The 14190-nt window shown below is 42.0% G+C and carries 10 protein-coding genes; 8 read left to right on the forward strand and 2 right to left on the reverse strand.

The window, feature by feature from the left end; translation table 11 throughout:
- Positions 1 to 9 precede the first annotated feature (9 nt).
- Entirely contained in the window at positions 10 to 1035 is a 1026-nt protein-coding gene (locus AC4HAJ_RS04675) for a threonine aldolase family protein (RefSeq protein WP_491078999.1), read from the forward strand.
- 185 nt (positions 1036 to 1220) lie between these two features.
- Here AC4HAJ_RS04675 and aao read toward each other — a convergent pair whose 3' ends face one another.
- Positions 1221 to 2390, reverse strand: a complete 1170-nt coding sequence (aao, locus tag AC4HAJ_RS04680) for an aminoacetone oxidase (RefSeq protein ID WP_491079000.1) — start codon at positions 2388 to 2390, stop codon at positions 1221 to 1223.
- A 636-nt stretch (positions 2391 to 3026) separates the two neighbouring features.
- Here aao and AC4HAJ_RS04685 point away from each other — a divergent pair.
- From AC4HAJ_RS04685 to AC4HAJ_RS04695, 3 genes are all read left to right on the forward strand, one after another.
- A complete protein-coding gene (locus AC4HAJ_RS04685; protein ID WP_491079001.1) occupies positions 3027 to 3530 on the forward strand; it encodes a DUF536 domain-containing protein in 504 nt (167 codons plus the stop codon).
- A gap of 56 nt (positions 3531 to 3586) precedes the next feature.
- Positions 3587 to 4159 (forward strand): 3'-5' exonuclease, encoded by a 573-nt coding sequence (locus AC4HAJ_RS04690; protein ID WP_491079002.1) that lies wholly within the window; start codon positions 3587 to 3589, stop codon positions 4157 to 4159.
- Between the two features lie 183 nt (positions 4160 to 4342).
- Positions 4343 to 5068, forward strand: a complete 726-nt coding sequence (locus AC4HAJ_RS04695) for a MerR family transcriptional regulator (RefSeq protein WP_491079003.1) — start codon at positions 4343 to 4345, stop codon at positions 5066 to 5068.
- Positions 5069 to 5104: 36 nt separating this feature from the next.
- On the opposite strand, the gene AC4HAJ_RS04700 is transcribed toward AC4HAJ_RS04695, so the two are convergent.
- The gene (locus AC4HAJ_RS04700; RefSeq protein WP_491079004.1) at positions 5105 to 5404 is read right to left on the reverse strand and encodes a YbaB/EbfC family nucleoid-associated protein; all 300 of its coding nucleotides are present in this window, start codon (positions 5402 to 5404) and stop codon (positions 5105 to 5107) included.
- Positions 5405 to 6030: 626 nt separating this feature from the next.
- Between AC4HAJ_RS04700 and AC4HAJ_RS04705 the strand changes: the two genes are divergently transcribed.
- The 4 genes from AC4HAJ_RS04705 (at position 6031) to pepC (ending at position 14188) form a co-directional block, all read left to right on the forward strand.
- The gene (locus AC4HAJ_RS04705; protein WP_491079005.1) at positions 6031 to 6420 is read left to right on the forward strand and encodes a hypothetical protein; all 390 of its coding nucleotides are present in this window, start codon (positions 6031 to 6033) and stop codon (positions 6418 to 6420) included.
- A gap of 184 nt (positions 6421 to 6604) precedes the next feature.
- Positions 6605 to 11374 carry a GbpC/Spa domain-containing protein gene (locus AC4HAJ_RS04710; RefSeq protein WP_491079006.1) on the forward strand — a complete coding sequence of 1590 codons (4770 nt, stop codon included), beginning with the start codon at positions 6605 to 6607 and terminating at the stop codon, positions 11372 to 11374.
- Between the two features lie 272 nt (positions 11375 to 11646).
- The gene (gene gap / locus AC4HAJ_RS04715; RefSeq protein WP_491079007.1) at positions 11647 to 12660 is read left to right on the forward strand and encodes a type I glyceraldehyde-3-phosphate dehydrogenase; all 1014 of its coding nucleotides are present in this window, start codon (positions 11647 to 11649) and stop codon (positions 12658 to 12660) included.
- A 190-nt stretch (positions 12661 to 12850) separates the two neighbouring features.
- Complete coding sequence (pepC, locus tag AC4HAJ_RS04720; protein WP_491079008.1) at positions 12851 to 14188, forward strand: aminopeptidase C; 1338 nt, start codon at positions 12851 to 12853, stop codon at positions 14186 to 14188.
- Positions 14189 to 14190: the final 2 nt, after the last annotated feature.

Here is a 14190-nt window from a genome sequence, read left to right on the forward strand (position 1 = left end):
GGAGTAGGTATGCTACATTTTGAAAATGATTATAATGAAGGTGTTCATCCTAGATTGTTGCAGGCTTTAATTGAGACTAATGAGGAAAATTTAGCAGGCTATGGGATGGATCGTTATACGGAGCTGGCATCAGAAAAGATTCGTAATGCTTGTGAATGTCCTGAGGCCCAGGTGACTTTCTTGACAGGTGGTACTCAGACTAATCAGGTTGTTATCGATACTGTGTTAGCACCGTATGAGGGTGTGTTGGCAGCGGAGACAGGACATATCGCAAGCCATGAGGCAGGTGCTATTGAGTTTACGGGACATAAAGTGCTACCTCTTCCGCAAGAACACGGTAAAATAAAGGCTGAGGATGTGCAGGATTATCTGAAAACTTTTTATGCTGATGGCAATCATGAGCATATGGTTTTTCCTGGGATGGTTTATATTTCGCAACCGACAGAGTATGGGGCGCTTTATAGTCGCCATGAGCTGGAATTAATCAGTCAAGCCTGTCGTTCTTACAGCCTCCCTCTCTACGTTGATGGTGCTCGTCTAGGGTACGCTTTAGGCTCTCCTGAAAATGATGTGGACTTGCCTACCCTGGCAGAATTGGTAGATGTCTTTTATATCGGTGGGACAAAATTAGGTTCTCTTATAGGTGAGGCTGTGGTATTCACGAAGAAAAATGAACCCAAGCATTTTGTGACCCAGGTCAAGCAACATGGTGCCCTTTTAGCCAAGGGACGAGTCATTGGCGTTCAGTTTGATGCCTTCTTTAAAGATGACTTGTATACAAAAATCGGTAGAGAAGCTATTGGTTATGCCAAGCAGCTTCGCTCTATTCTAAATGATAAAGGTTATCGATTTTACTATGAGTCTCCAACTAATCAGCAGTTTATCATTGTTAAGAATGAAGATCTTGGGGATCTGGCAGAGAAAGTGGCTTACAGCTATTGGGAACCCTATGATGAGTCTCATACGGTTATTCGTTTGGCAACTAGCTGGTCCACGACACAAGAAGATATAAATGCTCTAAAAGAAGTGCTTTAAAGAGAGTGGGACAAAAATCAATAAACCGTGAGAAAATCACGGTTTTGATTTTGTTGTCCCACCTCCGCAAAGTTGATTAGGCTGGCCGCTATCACTTGCTTAGCAAGGGATAAGGACCGCCAATCAACCACTGCGCCTAGCAAATAAAATTGACCAAATAAGGATGAGAATTTTTGAACATCCTTTTAATGGATTGAACCTGCTACCCAGCCGGTACATAGGGCGGATGTGATATTGAAACCGCCTGTATGGGCATTGATATCGAGGACTTCGCCAGCAAAGTGAAGTCCAGGTACTTTTTTACTTTCCAGTGTTTTAGGATTGATTTCCTTTAAATCAACGCCTCCCTTGGTGACAAAGGATTTGGCTAGGGACATCTTACCAGTAATCTTTATGGGAAGTTCTTTGATAGAGGCGGTCAGTTTGTCTATGTCTTGGTGATTGAGCTGTTTGACCTTCTCAGGGTAGTCTTGGCTGAGAAAGTCTGCTAAGCGCTCAGGCAGCAATTGTTTCAGGGTGTTTTTGACAGACTTTTCTCGATTTTTCTCTAGTAATTCTATGATTTGCTTCAGGCTTTTATTGGGAAGTAGATCCAGATGTGCTAGTTCCCCGCCGGATACAAAACTGGATAAGCGCAGAGCAGCAGGCCCAGATAGACCAAAGTGGGTAAATAGTAGGTCGTGTGTGATTTTGTGCTTGTTACAGCTCAGGGTGACGTCAGTGAGGGAAATACCTTGTAAGGCCTTGTGGGGAAAATCGGTTAGGAGTGGACTTTCTGCTGCTTCGAGAGGAGTTACTTCTAATTTAAAATGGCGAGCAATGTCATGACCAAATCCGGTTGATCCAGTAGACGGATAGGATTTACCACCGGTTGTGACGATGAGTTTGTCGCAGCTTAGCGTCTGTTCTGGAGTACGAAGGATAAAACGTCCCTCGTCTTTTTTGGCTGAAAGAACTTCGGTGCCCGTTTGAATCTGTCCGTTTAGCGCCTTGATCTTACCTTCCAGGGTTTGGATGATGGTGCGTGATTGATCTGTTGTTGGGAACATACGACCGTGATCTTCCTCCTTAAGAGGAGTGCCATTATCTTCAAAAAATTGAATAATATCATGGTTGTTAAATTGGGAAAAAACGCTGTAAAGGAAGCGGCCATTTCCGGGAATGCCGTCCATAAGGTCTTCTAGTGTTCCACTGTTGGTGACATTACAGCGACCGCCGCCTGTGCCGGCTAATTTTTTACCCAAGCGCTTATTTTTTTCGATCAGGAGGGTAGAGAGTCCATAGGAGCAAGAGGCAATAGTTGCCATCATACCAGCAGGACCGCCTCCGATTACGATAGTATTATAATGTGTCATAAGAATATTATAGCACGGGATAGTTACTGGAACCAGACTTGATGATTATTGTTAAGAGTTAGAGAGTTCTCGGCTGATTTTAACTAAGAGCAATGAGAAGAGGCAACTAGTCCCAGCTTAGTTTATCTTGTAAGCTGGTAGATAGGCAGCTCGATTAAAATGAAAAGCAGAAAATTTTAGTCTTATTTTGATATGTTAAGAATTGAAATCGAATTGGTCAGTAAGGTCTGCTTATAAAACGTTTAAATGATAGTATGGAGCTGTGAGTGATTTTAGTTGTTTTAGAAATTTCCGGTAGCCTGGATGTTGGAAGTGTATTCGCCCTTGGAGGCGCTGATATAGGCGCAGCTGAGAGGCTGTATTATTGTGATTTCAGGTGGTTGATATGAGAGATGTTATTATTGCTGCATTTGCCTTTATTTCAATTATTGTACTTGTAATTGTTTTATATAAATTGGGAGTTATAAAATTTAAATAAGGACTTATGATTTTAAGTTTAATAGATTGAAGGAGTTTGAGACTTTTGTCCCAGCTCCCTTTCTTTTTGTGCTTACTGAAGGGATTTTTCCTATAAATTGACAGTAAAAGGCCATTATGATACTATTTTATAAGAATTTTCGGATAAAAGAGGATGATATGGCTATTGAAAAAACAGTCAGTGAATTAGCTGAGATACTTGGTGTCAGTCGCCAGGCCGTTAATAATCGTGTTAAGTCACTTCCTGAGGAGTTTGTTGATAAAAATGAAAAGGGAGTAACGGTTGTTAATCGTGGCGGCTTGATTAAGCTTGAGGAAATCTATAAAAAAACTATTTTTGAGGATGAGCCTGTTAGTGAAGAGACTCAGCAACGTGAGTTGATGGAAATTTTGGTAGATGAGAAAAATGCTGAAATCACACGACTTTATCATCAGCTAAAAGCCAAAGATGAGCAGCTATCTGCTATGAATGAACAGCTGGGGATCAAGGACGTTCAGATTGCTGAGAAAGATAAGCAACTGGACCAGCAGCAACAGTTGACTTTGACTGCTATGCAAGACAGTGAGAATCTTAAGTTAGAATTAGACGAAGCTCGTACACAAGTTGAAGAAATACAAATGAATCAAAAAAAAGGATTTTTTCAGCGCCTTTTTGGTCGCTAATAGCAATGAAGGAGGAGTTGAGGAACTCTTCTTTTTTTATTGAAAGGATGGTTGTTATGAAGGTTTTAAAAGATTATATTGTATTTGATCTAGAGTTTAATACGGTAGATGATATTAGTCATATCATTCAAGTGTCAGCTGTTAAATATAAGGATCATAGGGAAGTCGATGCCTTTGACTCTTATGTGTACTCAGAAGTACCTCTACAGAGCTTTATCAATGGTTTGACCGGGATTACCGCCGAAAAAATTGCGAATGCTCCAAAAATCGAGACGGTTATAGCTGATTTTGCTATTTTTGTTGGGAAGACACCGCTCATTGGCTACAATGCTCTCAAGTCTGATTTGCCTATATTGATAGCTAACGGGCTTGATCTGACAGAGCAGTATGTGGTTGATGTGTATGATGAAGCCTTTGAGCGTAGAAGTACCGATTTAAATGGGATTATCAATCTTAAATTAACCAGTGTTGCTGACTTTTTAGGGATCAAAGGGCATGGCCACGATAGTTTGGAAGATGCTCGCATGACGGCGAGCGTCTATGAGGCTTTCCTAGAATTTGACAATAATAAGTCCTATCTTGAAACTCAAGAAGTAGCTAGTACAGACAAATCCTTTTGCAGCTCTTGACGATCTACTGGATTGACAAGATTGTCAATTAATACCCCAAAAAAATTGAAAAAATAAAAAATCACCTTGCGTTAGGACTTGCATATGACCTAAGGTAATAAAGTACATTATGGGTGTAAATCAATTGAATGTGTGCACATAAGAAGCAATGATTTTACAAAAAACACGCTAAAGGAGGTAAGCATGTCTCAATTGTATTCAACAGGAGAGTTGGCAAAATTAGCAAGCGTTTCTGTGAGGACTGTTCAATACTACGACCAAAGAGGAATCTTACCACCGACTGAACTATCAGAAGGTGGACGACGGCTGTATTCGGAAAAGGATCGTCAGCGTCTTGAGGTCATCAGTTTCCTACGAGAAATAGATTTTTCGATCGAACAGATTAAGAAAATCTTATTAGAGGATAATGCCAATCAAGTGCTTAGTCTTTTGCTGGAGGATAACATTCATCATCTTGATTCAGGTATCCAGTCTCAAAAAGAAAAATTGGATAAGGCAAATCGTCTTAAGAAATCACTTAGCCAACAAACGAACTCATCCATTGAAAAATTGAGAGACATGTCCATAAAAATGAAAACACAAGATCAATGGCGCCGCTATTTTTTAAAAACCAATGCTGTTATTATACTCATGATAGCTATTTACGTCGCTGTCGAGGTTATCGATGGCTATTTCCTAAAAACGAGATGGTTGAGCTTTGGTGCCATACCAGTCTTTATTGTTTCCTTAACTGCTTGGCTTCTGCACCGGCAAAGAGGGCTTGTTTATCTCTGCCCAAACTGCCATCAGGTTTTTACTCCTGATTTTAGAGAGTTTGCCATTGCAGGTCACACACCACGTACCCGCAAACTAAGCTGTCCTCACTGCCACCAAAAGTCCTATTGTCTAGAAATAGTGAAGGAAAAATAAGAAAAACGAGACTTTAAGGTCTCGTTTTTTATAGGTTTAAAATGGTAATTTACCAGCAAAAGCGCCCATTGATTTTTTTGTCGCTTCGTCAATTTGATCAAGGGCGTCATTGACAGCTTGGGCGGTCATGTCGGATAAGGTTTCCAGATCTTCTGGATCAACGACAGCTTCTTGAAAGTCAATAGCGACTAATTTTTTATCGCCTGTCAAAGTTGCTACAACTAGATCCTGAGCAGACTTTCCGATAAATTCTTGGGCAGCTAGCTCGCTTTGTTTTTGTTCCATTTGCTTTTGTAGCTTTTGTGCTTGCTTCATCATTGACTGCATATTCATCATAAGATTAATAGTTTCCTTTCGTATAGAGCTATTTTATTATTTCAGTATTAACACCTGATAAGTACTGGCTCCAGAGAGACTCTGATTTTCCAGATTCCATTTGAGGTCATGAAGGCATCGTAGTTGACGTGGCTGTAGCATGAATCTCCTGCTCATTATATCATTTTTGCTATTGAATTCAAAAATATCATTTATTGTCATAATGGTCTGTCTTTCTAATCATTGTTTTTTAATAGAGGATTGACACCAGCTTACCTTATAGATTTCATAAAATTCAGAATAAATACGGAAGTATTAGGTAATTTTAAACATACTTGTGTATGATAATAAACTGGGGGATAGAGGCAGTCTCATCATATTTTGGTAGCTGTAACGCTTTCTACCTTATTATAGTTTTAGAGATGTCTAATGCTGTAAAGGAGGCTGCTAGTATCAGTTGAGCGCAAGGAATTTTATTCCACTGTCTTAAACTGTGTATTATAGCGTTAAATGTTTTTTAATGGGAGGGTTTTTAGCTGAATAAGAAGTTTATAACTAGTAGAAAAATAATGCTATTGACGCTTGGAATTGTTATTGTTCTAATAGGGTTGAGTAGTCGTTTATATCTATTATCAGTTAATCACTATGTGACTTATTATGACAAGCAATTTGTTAGTGCGGTTGCCCATGGGTTGGAAGATCAATGGTCTTATACAGATACGCTTTCTCATAAGCATTATTCTAAAGAAGAATACCGCACAATGGTTGGCAAGGAATTAGACCAGGTCAAGGAATTTGAGTCAAAGCCTTTTAAAAATGATGACTTGCGTGTTCAGGCTATCGCCTATATTGATACGGTTAATATCATGGACACGCTAGTGAAAGACAAGTATGGTTCTAAAGATTTTCATGAAAAGTGGCAGGCGGAACTGGCTAAGCGCCAGTCGGAATTAGTTGCTATTAATAGGATTGAAAAGATTGAGGTATCACAAGATTATCAAAAGCATCTTAAAAACCTGCTCTTGCCATCGGATTGATGAGATCGCTCTTTCTACTGGCTATTTGGTCCATATGGTTTCGTAGTATCGATAGTTACTACTATGAAAAGTTTAATCTTAAGGATAAAGTTCTTGAAGATTACAATAATTTTGCTATGATATGAGTATGTAGTAGTTGTGATGTACTTTTAGAGAAGAATAATAGTGTTGGAGAGAATTAAAAATGAATAGAAAACAGCGTTTTTCGATTAGAAAATATAGCTTTGGAGCAGCCTCTGTTTTGTTGGGGACAGCTCTATTTGCTATCGGTAACGGTTCAGTAAAAGCTGATGAAGTTAATTCTGGTACGGTGGCTTCAACAGCTGCTGAAAACAGCTCTAATCAAGAGAGTTCGGCAGCTCAAGCGACAGATTCTAGCTCTACACTTGCTCAGACTGAGTCTGATGAGGTTCGTGTGGTTAGTGAGGATCAGCAAGGTAATACTACTGTGACAACATCTGAAGTAGTATCTCCTGAGTTGGAGCAAGCCAAGGAAGCAGCTGAAAAAGAAGGTGTTGAAGTGAAGGAGACAGCTCCTAAAAATCAACCATCTGTAGAAGCTGCTATAGCTGATAATGAGGCTCAGGCTCAAGCTATTAATACAACGTTGAATGAGTATCAGGTGTCTAAGGCTCAGTATCAGCAAGCTGTTGAGAATTACAATAAAAGTAAGCTTGAATTTGACAATAAAGTAGCTGAAAAGGCAGAAGCTGATCGTATTAATGCAGAAAATGAAGCCAAGTATCAGGAAGCTTTGGCAACTTATAATGCCGAAAAGAGTAAATACGATGCTTTGTTGGCGCAATATCATGAAGATAAGAAAAAATATGAGCTAGCAAAGGCAGATTTTGATACTAAGACAGCCGAAAAAGCAGCAGCTGACAAGGCGAATGCGGAGGCAGAAGCTAAGTATCAAGAAGCCCTAGCGGCCTACAATACTGCTAAGGCACAGTACGAGCAAGATAAGGCCCAGTACGACCAAGACAAGGCTAAGTATGATACTGATAAGGCAGATTTCGATACTAAGACAGCTGAAAAAGCAGAAGCTGATCAGATCAATGCTGCCAATCAATTAGCTTATGAGACTGCTTTGTCGTTTTATAATCAATCTAAGGCTCAGTACGAGCAAGACAAGGCAGCTTATGATAAAGCTGTAGCGGACAAGGCCGCAGCAGAAGCGCAAAACATGCAAATCCAAGCAGATAACGCAGCAGCGCAAGCCGCCTATGAGCAGGCCCAAGCAGCGTATGAAGCGGCGCAAGCCCAGTACGAGCAAGACAAGGCAGCTTATGATAAAGCTGTAGCGGACAAGGCCGCAGCGCAAGCTCAAAACACGCAAATCCAAGCAGATAACGCAGCAGCGCAAGCAGCCTATGAGCAGGCACAAGCAGCCTATGAAGCGGCGCAAGCTCAGTACGAGCAAGACAAGGCAGCTTACGATAAAGCGGTAGCAGATAAAGCTGACGTTGAAGCTAAGAATACGCAAATCCAAGCGGATAACGCAGCAGCGCAAGCAGCCTATGAGCAGGCGCAAGCAGCCTATGAAGCGGCGCAAGCCCAGTACGAGCAAGACAAGGCAGCTTACGATAAAGCGGTAGCAGATAAAGCTGACGTTGAAGCTAAGAATACGCAGATTGAAGCGGATAACGCAGCAGCGCAAGCAGCCTATGAGCAGGCGCAAGCAGCGTATGAAGCAGCTCAAGCTCAGTACGAGCAAGACAAGGCAGCTTACGATAAAGCGGTAGCAGATAAAGCTGACGTTGAAGCTAAGAATACGCAGATTGAAGCGGATAACGCAGCAGCGCAAGCAGCCTATGAGCAAGCACACGCAGCGTATGAAGCAGCTCAAGCTCAGTACGAGCAAGACAAGGCAGCTTACGATAAAGCGGTAGCAGATAAAGCTGACGTTGAAGCTAAGAATACGCAGATTGAAGCGGATAACGCAGCAGCGCAAGCAGCCTATGAGCAAGCACACGCAGCGTATGAAGCAGCGCAAGCCCAGTACGAGCAAGACAAGGCAGCTTATGATAAAGCGGTAGCAGATAAAGCTGACGTTGAAGCTAAGAATACGCAGATTGAAGCGGATAACGCAGCAGCGCAAGCCCAGTACGAACAAGCTCAAGCTGCTTATGAAGCTGCAAAAGAGCAGTACGAGCAAGACAAGGCAGCTTATGATAAAGCGGTAGCGGACAAGGCCGCAGCAGAAGCGGAAAACACGCAGATCCAAGCAGACAATCAAGCAGCATGGGATGCTTATAATACAGCCAAGGCTGAATACGATGCTAAAAAAGCTGAGTATGATCAGGCCAAGGCTAAGTACGATGCTGATAAGGCTGAATATGACGCTAAAGTAGCTGAAAAAGAAGCAGCTGATAAGGCGAATGCGGAAGCAGAAGCTAAGTATAATGCTGATAAAGAGCAGTTTGAAAAAGATACAATTGATTACAATACTAAGCTTCTAGAATATGAAACTGCTCTGAAGCAGTATGAAAACGCTAAAGAAGCTTATGATAAATTCTTGGCTGATACTGGTTTGACCCAGACGCAAGCAGCCCAAGAATTGACCTTCCTACGTGAACCTAGTGCGACTCACAAGATTGATGGTATCAGCTCTTATGTGACTCGAGCTGCGCAACAACGCCTAGCCAATGATGGTGGGGTTAAACAGTATGACTCTAATAAACTGGGAAATGGTGATGTTGTCAGCACAAGCCCTTATGCCAATAACGAAGCTGAATGGTTGAGCATCAAGGTTGGAGATAAGTTCTCTGTTACCTACGATGGTCTTTCTAAGTCTAAGATGATTGTTGATGGCGTTGAGCGTGATATCAGCCGTGTCATCTATCGTTATGAGATTCTCAACCTACCATCTAATGATGGTAAAGGGATCGCTAAGGTTGATGCCGATCCAACGATTACGCTAACGGTTGGTGCGTCGACTGACAAAGCTAATGAGCCAATCAAGGTTGCAGTTGATGTTGAATTTTACGATGAAAATGGTGATATGTATGACCTTTCTCAACGTAAGGCTATCGTTGCCCTCAACTCTCTCAACCACTGGGATGGTGCCGCTTATGCTAATGGTTCTGATAAACCACGTGAATTGCTTGTAGAAGCAAAAGATGTTAACGGCAATACCGTTCGTGGGACTTGGAATCCTTATGCGGATGGCAGTTCACCTAATCTGAATAATGGTGCGCCAGTTGTCAAGTCAGGTTATGCTGATTTCGGCGACAAGACTGTTAACATTTCAGAGTCTAACCCGCTTAAGATCATTGCTCAAAAAGCTGGTTGGAATGGCAGTTGGTTTATAGAAAAAGAAACACCTGTTTTTGGTAATTCAGTTTATGCTTCAGGTGGCGGAAATGGTCACTCAACGGGGCTTGAAGAATATAAATTTGGTGATCAAGATGATGTTTTGGGAAGCTATGTGGTTGATCCAGCTTCTGGTTTGATTACCTTTACGCCTAGGAAGAAATTCCAATCGATCAAGCACCAAGAGTTTGTTAATATCGGTGATAAAGAGTTTGTCGCTATTCCAAACTCAAGTGTCACCTATAATCCAGCTACCAAGGAAGTGACATCAGAAAAAGACAATCAGTATATCGAACATGGTGCTGTCTTTAATGGTGAGACAACCCCTACCTTACGCGGTTGGGATGATGCTGACTCTCCATATCTTTATTATGGTGGTGCAGGGGTTAAGATGACAGATGGTCATTTAGTCTTTACTGCAACTGGTGCTAACGCTGAAGGTCAGCCAACGGTTTATTGGTTTGCTATTAACTCTAATGTCGGATTCCCTAAGGATCCGGGAGAGGAGCCAAAGGCACCAGAAAAACCAACGCCACCAACGCCACCAACACCAAAAACGGTGACAGTTCCAACGCCACCGACGGAGCCAACGCCACCGACCCCACCGACGGAGCCAACGGATAAACCAACCCTTGATGTTCCTGATGTGCCAACACCGCCGACGGAGCCAACGCCACCGACTCCGGTAACACCAACACCTAAGTTGGATATTCCACCAGTTCCAAGTGAACCAACGCCACCGACTCCACCGACGGCACCAGAGGTTAAGCCAGTGGTAGACATTCCATCTGTCCCAGATGAGCCAACACCACCGACTCCACCGACGGCACCAGAGGTTAAGCCAGTGGTAGATATTCCATCTGTGCCAGATGAGCCAACACCACCGACTCCACCGGCAGCTCCAGAGGTTAAGCCAGTGGTAGACATTCCATCTGTGCCAGATGAGCCAACACCACCGACTCCACCGACGGCACCAGAGGTTAAGCCAGTGGTAGACATTCCATCTGTGCCAGATGAGCCAACACCACCGACTCCACCGACGGCACCAGAGGTTAAGCCAGTGGTAGACATTCCATCTGTGCCAGATGAGCCAACACCACCGACTCCACCGGCAGCTCCAGAGGTTAAGCCAGTGGTAGATATTCCATCTGTCCCAGATGAACCAACGCCACCAACGGAACCAACGCCACCAACTAAGGTGATCGTTGAGGTTCCAGAAGAACCAACAGAACCGAATGAGCCAACGCCGCCAACGGAACCAACGCCACCAACTAAGGTGATCATTGAGGTTCCAGAAGAACCAACAGAACCGAATGAGCCAACGCCGCCAACGGAACCAACCCCACCGACAACTATTGTGGTTGTTGTTCCAAATGAGCCGGTACCACCAGTTGAACCAGAGGTTCCAGTAGTAGAATGGCATAAGAACTACGTTACCGAAGTTACTACAAAACCTGATCCTGAAATTCCTACTGCGAATAAGCCTAAGGGGAAAGTTTCAGTATCAACTCCTCAGCAGTCAGAATCTGGTTTGCCAGAGACTGGTGATGATAGTTACGGTCTAGTAGCCTTTGGTATGGGGGTTGTATCCCTTGCAGTAGCGATGAATTTGGCTTACTATAAAGGTAAAAAAGATTAAGGCCTTAACAAGCCTTTAATCTAAAAGAGGCTGAGAACTTTTATCTCAGCCTCTTTTTTTGTATATGGTAAAGTAAGGTTGCATCTTGGATGATAGTAATGGTTGATTTATTTTAAAAGTTTTAGAAAATAATAAGCAAATAGTTGGGATTTTAAATAGAGTTGGACTATAATGAAGGCGTAAAGGGGTTAGTAATCGTTTAGGTTACACTTTTACATATGTAGGGGGACTTGTTCCCAGTTTTCTAGCCTTATATAAGGAGGACATGTCATATGGTAGTTAAAGTTGGTATTAACGGATTCGGACGTATTGGACGTTTGGCTTTCCGTCGTATCCAAAACGTTGAAGGTGTTGAAGTAGCTCGCATCAATGACCTTACAGACCCAGCAATGCTTGCACACTTGCTGAAATATGATACAACACAAGGTCGTTTTGACGGAACTGTTGACGTAAAAGACGGTGGTTTTGAAGTCAACGGTCAATTCGTCAAAGTTTCAGCAGAACGTGACCCAGAACAAATTGACTGGGCTAACGATGGTGTTGAAATTGTTCTTGAAGCAACAGGTTTCTTTGCCACTAAGGAAGCTGCTGAAAAGCACTTGCACGATGGAGGTGCTAAGAAGGTTGTCATTACTGCTCCTGGTGGTAATGATGTTAAGACTATCGTCTTCAACACTAACCATGATGTTCTTGATGGTACTGAAACAGTTATTTCAGCTGGTTCATGTACAACTAACTGTCTTGCACCAATGGCAGATGCTTTGAACAAGAACTTCGGCATCAAAGCTGGTACTATGACTACTATTCATGGCTACACTGGAGACCAAATGATTCTTGACGGTCCACATCGTAAGGGTGATTTCCGTCGTGCTCGTGCAGCGGCAGCTAACATTGTTCCAAACTCAACAGGTGCGGCTAAAGCTATTGGTCTTGTTTTGCCAGAGTTGAATGGTAAGTTGCAAGGACATGCTCAACGTGTTCCAATTCCAACAGGCTCATTGACTGAATTGGTTTCAGTTCTTGACAAGAAAGTTACTGTTGACGATGTTAATGCAGCTATGAAGGCAGCAGCTAATGAATCTTATGGTTACAACACTGATGAGATTGTTTCATCAGACATCGTTGGTATGTCATTTGGCTCATTGTTTGACGCTACTCAGACAGAAGTTACTGAAGGTGCAGACGGTACACAATTGGTTAAGACTGTTGCATGGTATGACAATGAAATGTCTTACACTTCACAATTGGTTCGTACGCTTGAATACTTCGCAAAAATTGCTAAATAAGCGATAGTCAACTTTAGATTTTTTGCTAACTGAATCAATCAGCAAAGGATCCTATAGATAGAGTTCCCTTTATAGTGGACGGTGACCACCAGATAGTCACATGAAGCTATAGGGGGAACTTTTTAGTAGTCTTGCATATTCTAAGATAAGTACTATAATGATTTATATCACATGCATTAAGGAGAATCCTATGTCAAAAATTGATCAAAGTTTTACAGATAAGTTATTTGCTGATTTTGAAGCTAATCCTAAATACCGTTCGCTTGAAAATGCTGTGACCAATGCTGGTTTGCTCAAAAGTTTAGAGAATCGTGCGCTGGTTAGTCAAAATGATTTTGCTTTTTCTATTGATTTGACAGATGATAAGGTAGCTAATCAAAAACAATCTGGTCGTTGTTGGATGTTTGCTGCCCTCAATACTTTTCGTCATAAGTTGATATCTGAGTTTAAACTGGAAAATTTTGAACTCTCACAGGCTCATACTTTTTTCTGGGATAAGTATGAAAAATCAAACTGGTTCTTGGAGCAAATTATTGCAACAGCTGATCAAGACTTAGGAAGTCGTAAGGTGAAATTCTTGCTCGATGTGCCTCAACAAGATGGTGGTCAGTGGGACATGGTGGTCTCTCTCTTTGAGAAATATGGTGTTGTTCCCCAGTCTGTCTATCCTGAGTCTGTATCATCAAGCAATAGTCGTGAACTCAACCAATACCTTAATAAAATTTTGCGGCAGGATGCTCAAATTCTGCGTGAGCTGATGACTTCTGGTGAGGATAGAGACACTGTAGAAGCTAGAAAAAAGGAACTTCTCCAAGAAATCTTTAATTTTTTGGCTGTTAATCTCGGATTACCACCACGTCAGTTTGACTTTGCTTATCGTGATCAAGATGGGAACTTCCATAAGGATGTGGCGATTACTCCTCAGGAATTTTATGATAAGTATGTTGGGATAAAATTGGATGATTATGTCTCTATTATCAATGCTCCAACAGCTGATAAGCCTTTTGGTAAATCTTATACTGTTGAGCTTCTTGGTAATGTTGTTGGTAGTCGTCCTGTTCGCTATATTAACTTAGATATGAAACGGTTTAAAGAGTTGGCTATCGCACAAATGAAGGCGGGTGAAACCGTTTGGTTTGGATCTGATGTTGGTCAAATTAGTGATCGTCAGGCAGGGTTGATGGCTCAAGGTCTCTATGATTTTGAGCAAGGTCTAGATATTGCTTTAGTCCAAGATAAGGCTGGGCGCCTAGATTATAGCGAAAGTTTGATGACTCATGCTATGGTTTTGACAGGAGTTGATCTCGATGAAGAGGGACATCCTCTAAAATGGAAGGTTGAAAATTCATGGGGAGATAAAGTTGGTAAGGATGGTTATTTTGTAGCTACAGATGCTTGGATGGATGAGTATACCTACCAGATCGTTATTCGTAAAGATTTGTTAACGGAGGAGGAGCTAGCTGCTTATGAATCTGAGCCAACCATTCTTGCTCCTTGGGATCCAATGGGGGCACTTGCTTGGATGTAATC

This window comes from Streptococcus sp. ALY_211, from assembly GCF_058314555.1.

Excerpts from the sequence above, each read along its gene's own strand:
- AC4HAJ_RS04675 (WP_491078999.1), top strand. The coding sequence starts at position 10 with ATGCTACATTTTGAAAATGATTATAATGAAGGTGTTCATCCTAGATTG.
- aao (WP_491079000.1), bottom strand. The coding sequence starts at position 2,390 with ATGACACATTATAATACTATCGTAATCGGAGGCGGTCCTGCTGGTATG.
- AC4HAJ_RS04685 (WP_491079001.1), top strand. The coding sequence starts at position 3,027 with ATGGCTATTGAAAAAACAGTCAGTGAATTAGCTGAGATACTTGGTGTC.
- AC4HAJ_RS04690 (WP_491079002.1), top strand. The coding sequence starts at position 3,587 with ATGAAGGTTTTAAAAGATTATATTGTATTTGATCTAGAGTTTAATACG.
- AC4HAJ_RS04695 (WP_491079003.1), top strand. The coding sequence starts at position 4,343 with ATGTCTCAATTGTATTCAACAGGAGAGTTGGCAAAATTAGCAAGCGTT.
- AC4HAJ_RS04700 (WP_491079004.1), bottom strand. The coding sequence starts at position 5,404 with ATGATGAATATGCAGTCAATGATGAAGCAAGCACAAAAGCTACAAAAG.
- AC4HAJ_RS04710 (WP_491079006.1), top strand. The coding sequence starts at position 6,605 with ATGAATAGAAAACAGCGTTTTTCGATTAGAAAATATAGCTTTGGAGCA.
- gap (WP_491079007.1), top strand. The coding sequence starts at position 11,647 with ATGGTAGTTAAAGTTGGTATTAACGGATTCGGACGTATTGGACGTTTG.
- pepC (WP_491079008.1), top strand. The coding sequence starts at position 12,851 with ATGTCAAAAATTGATCAAAGTTTTACAGATAAGTTATTTGCTGATTTT.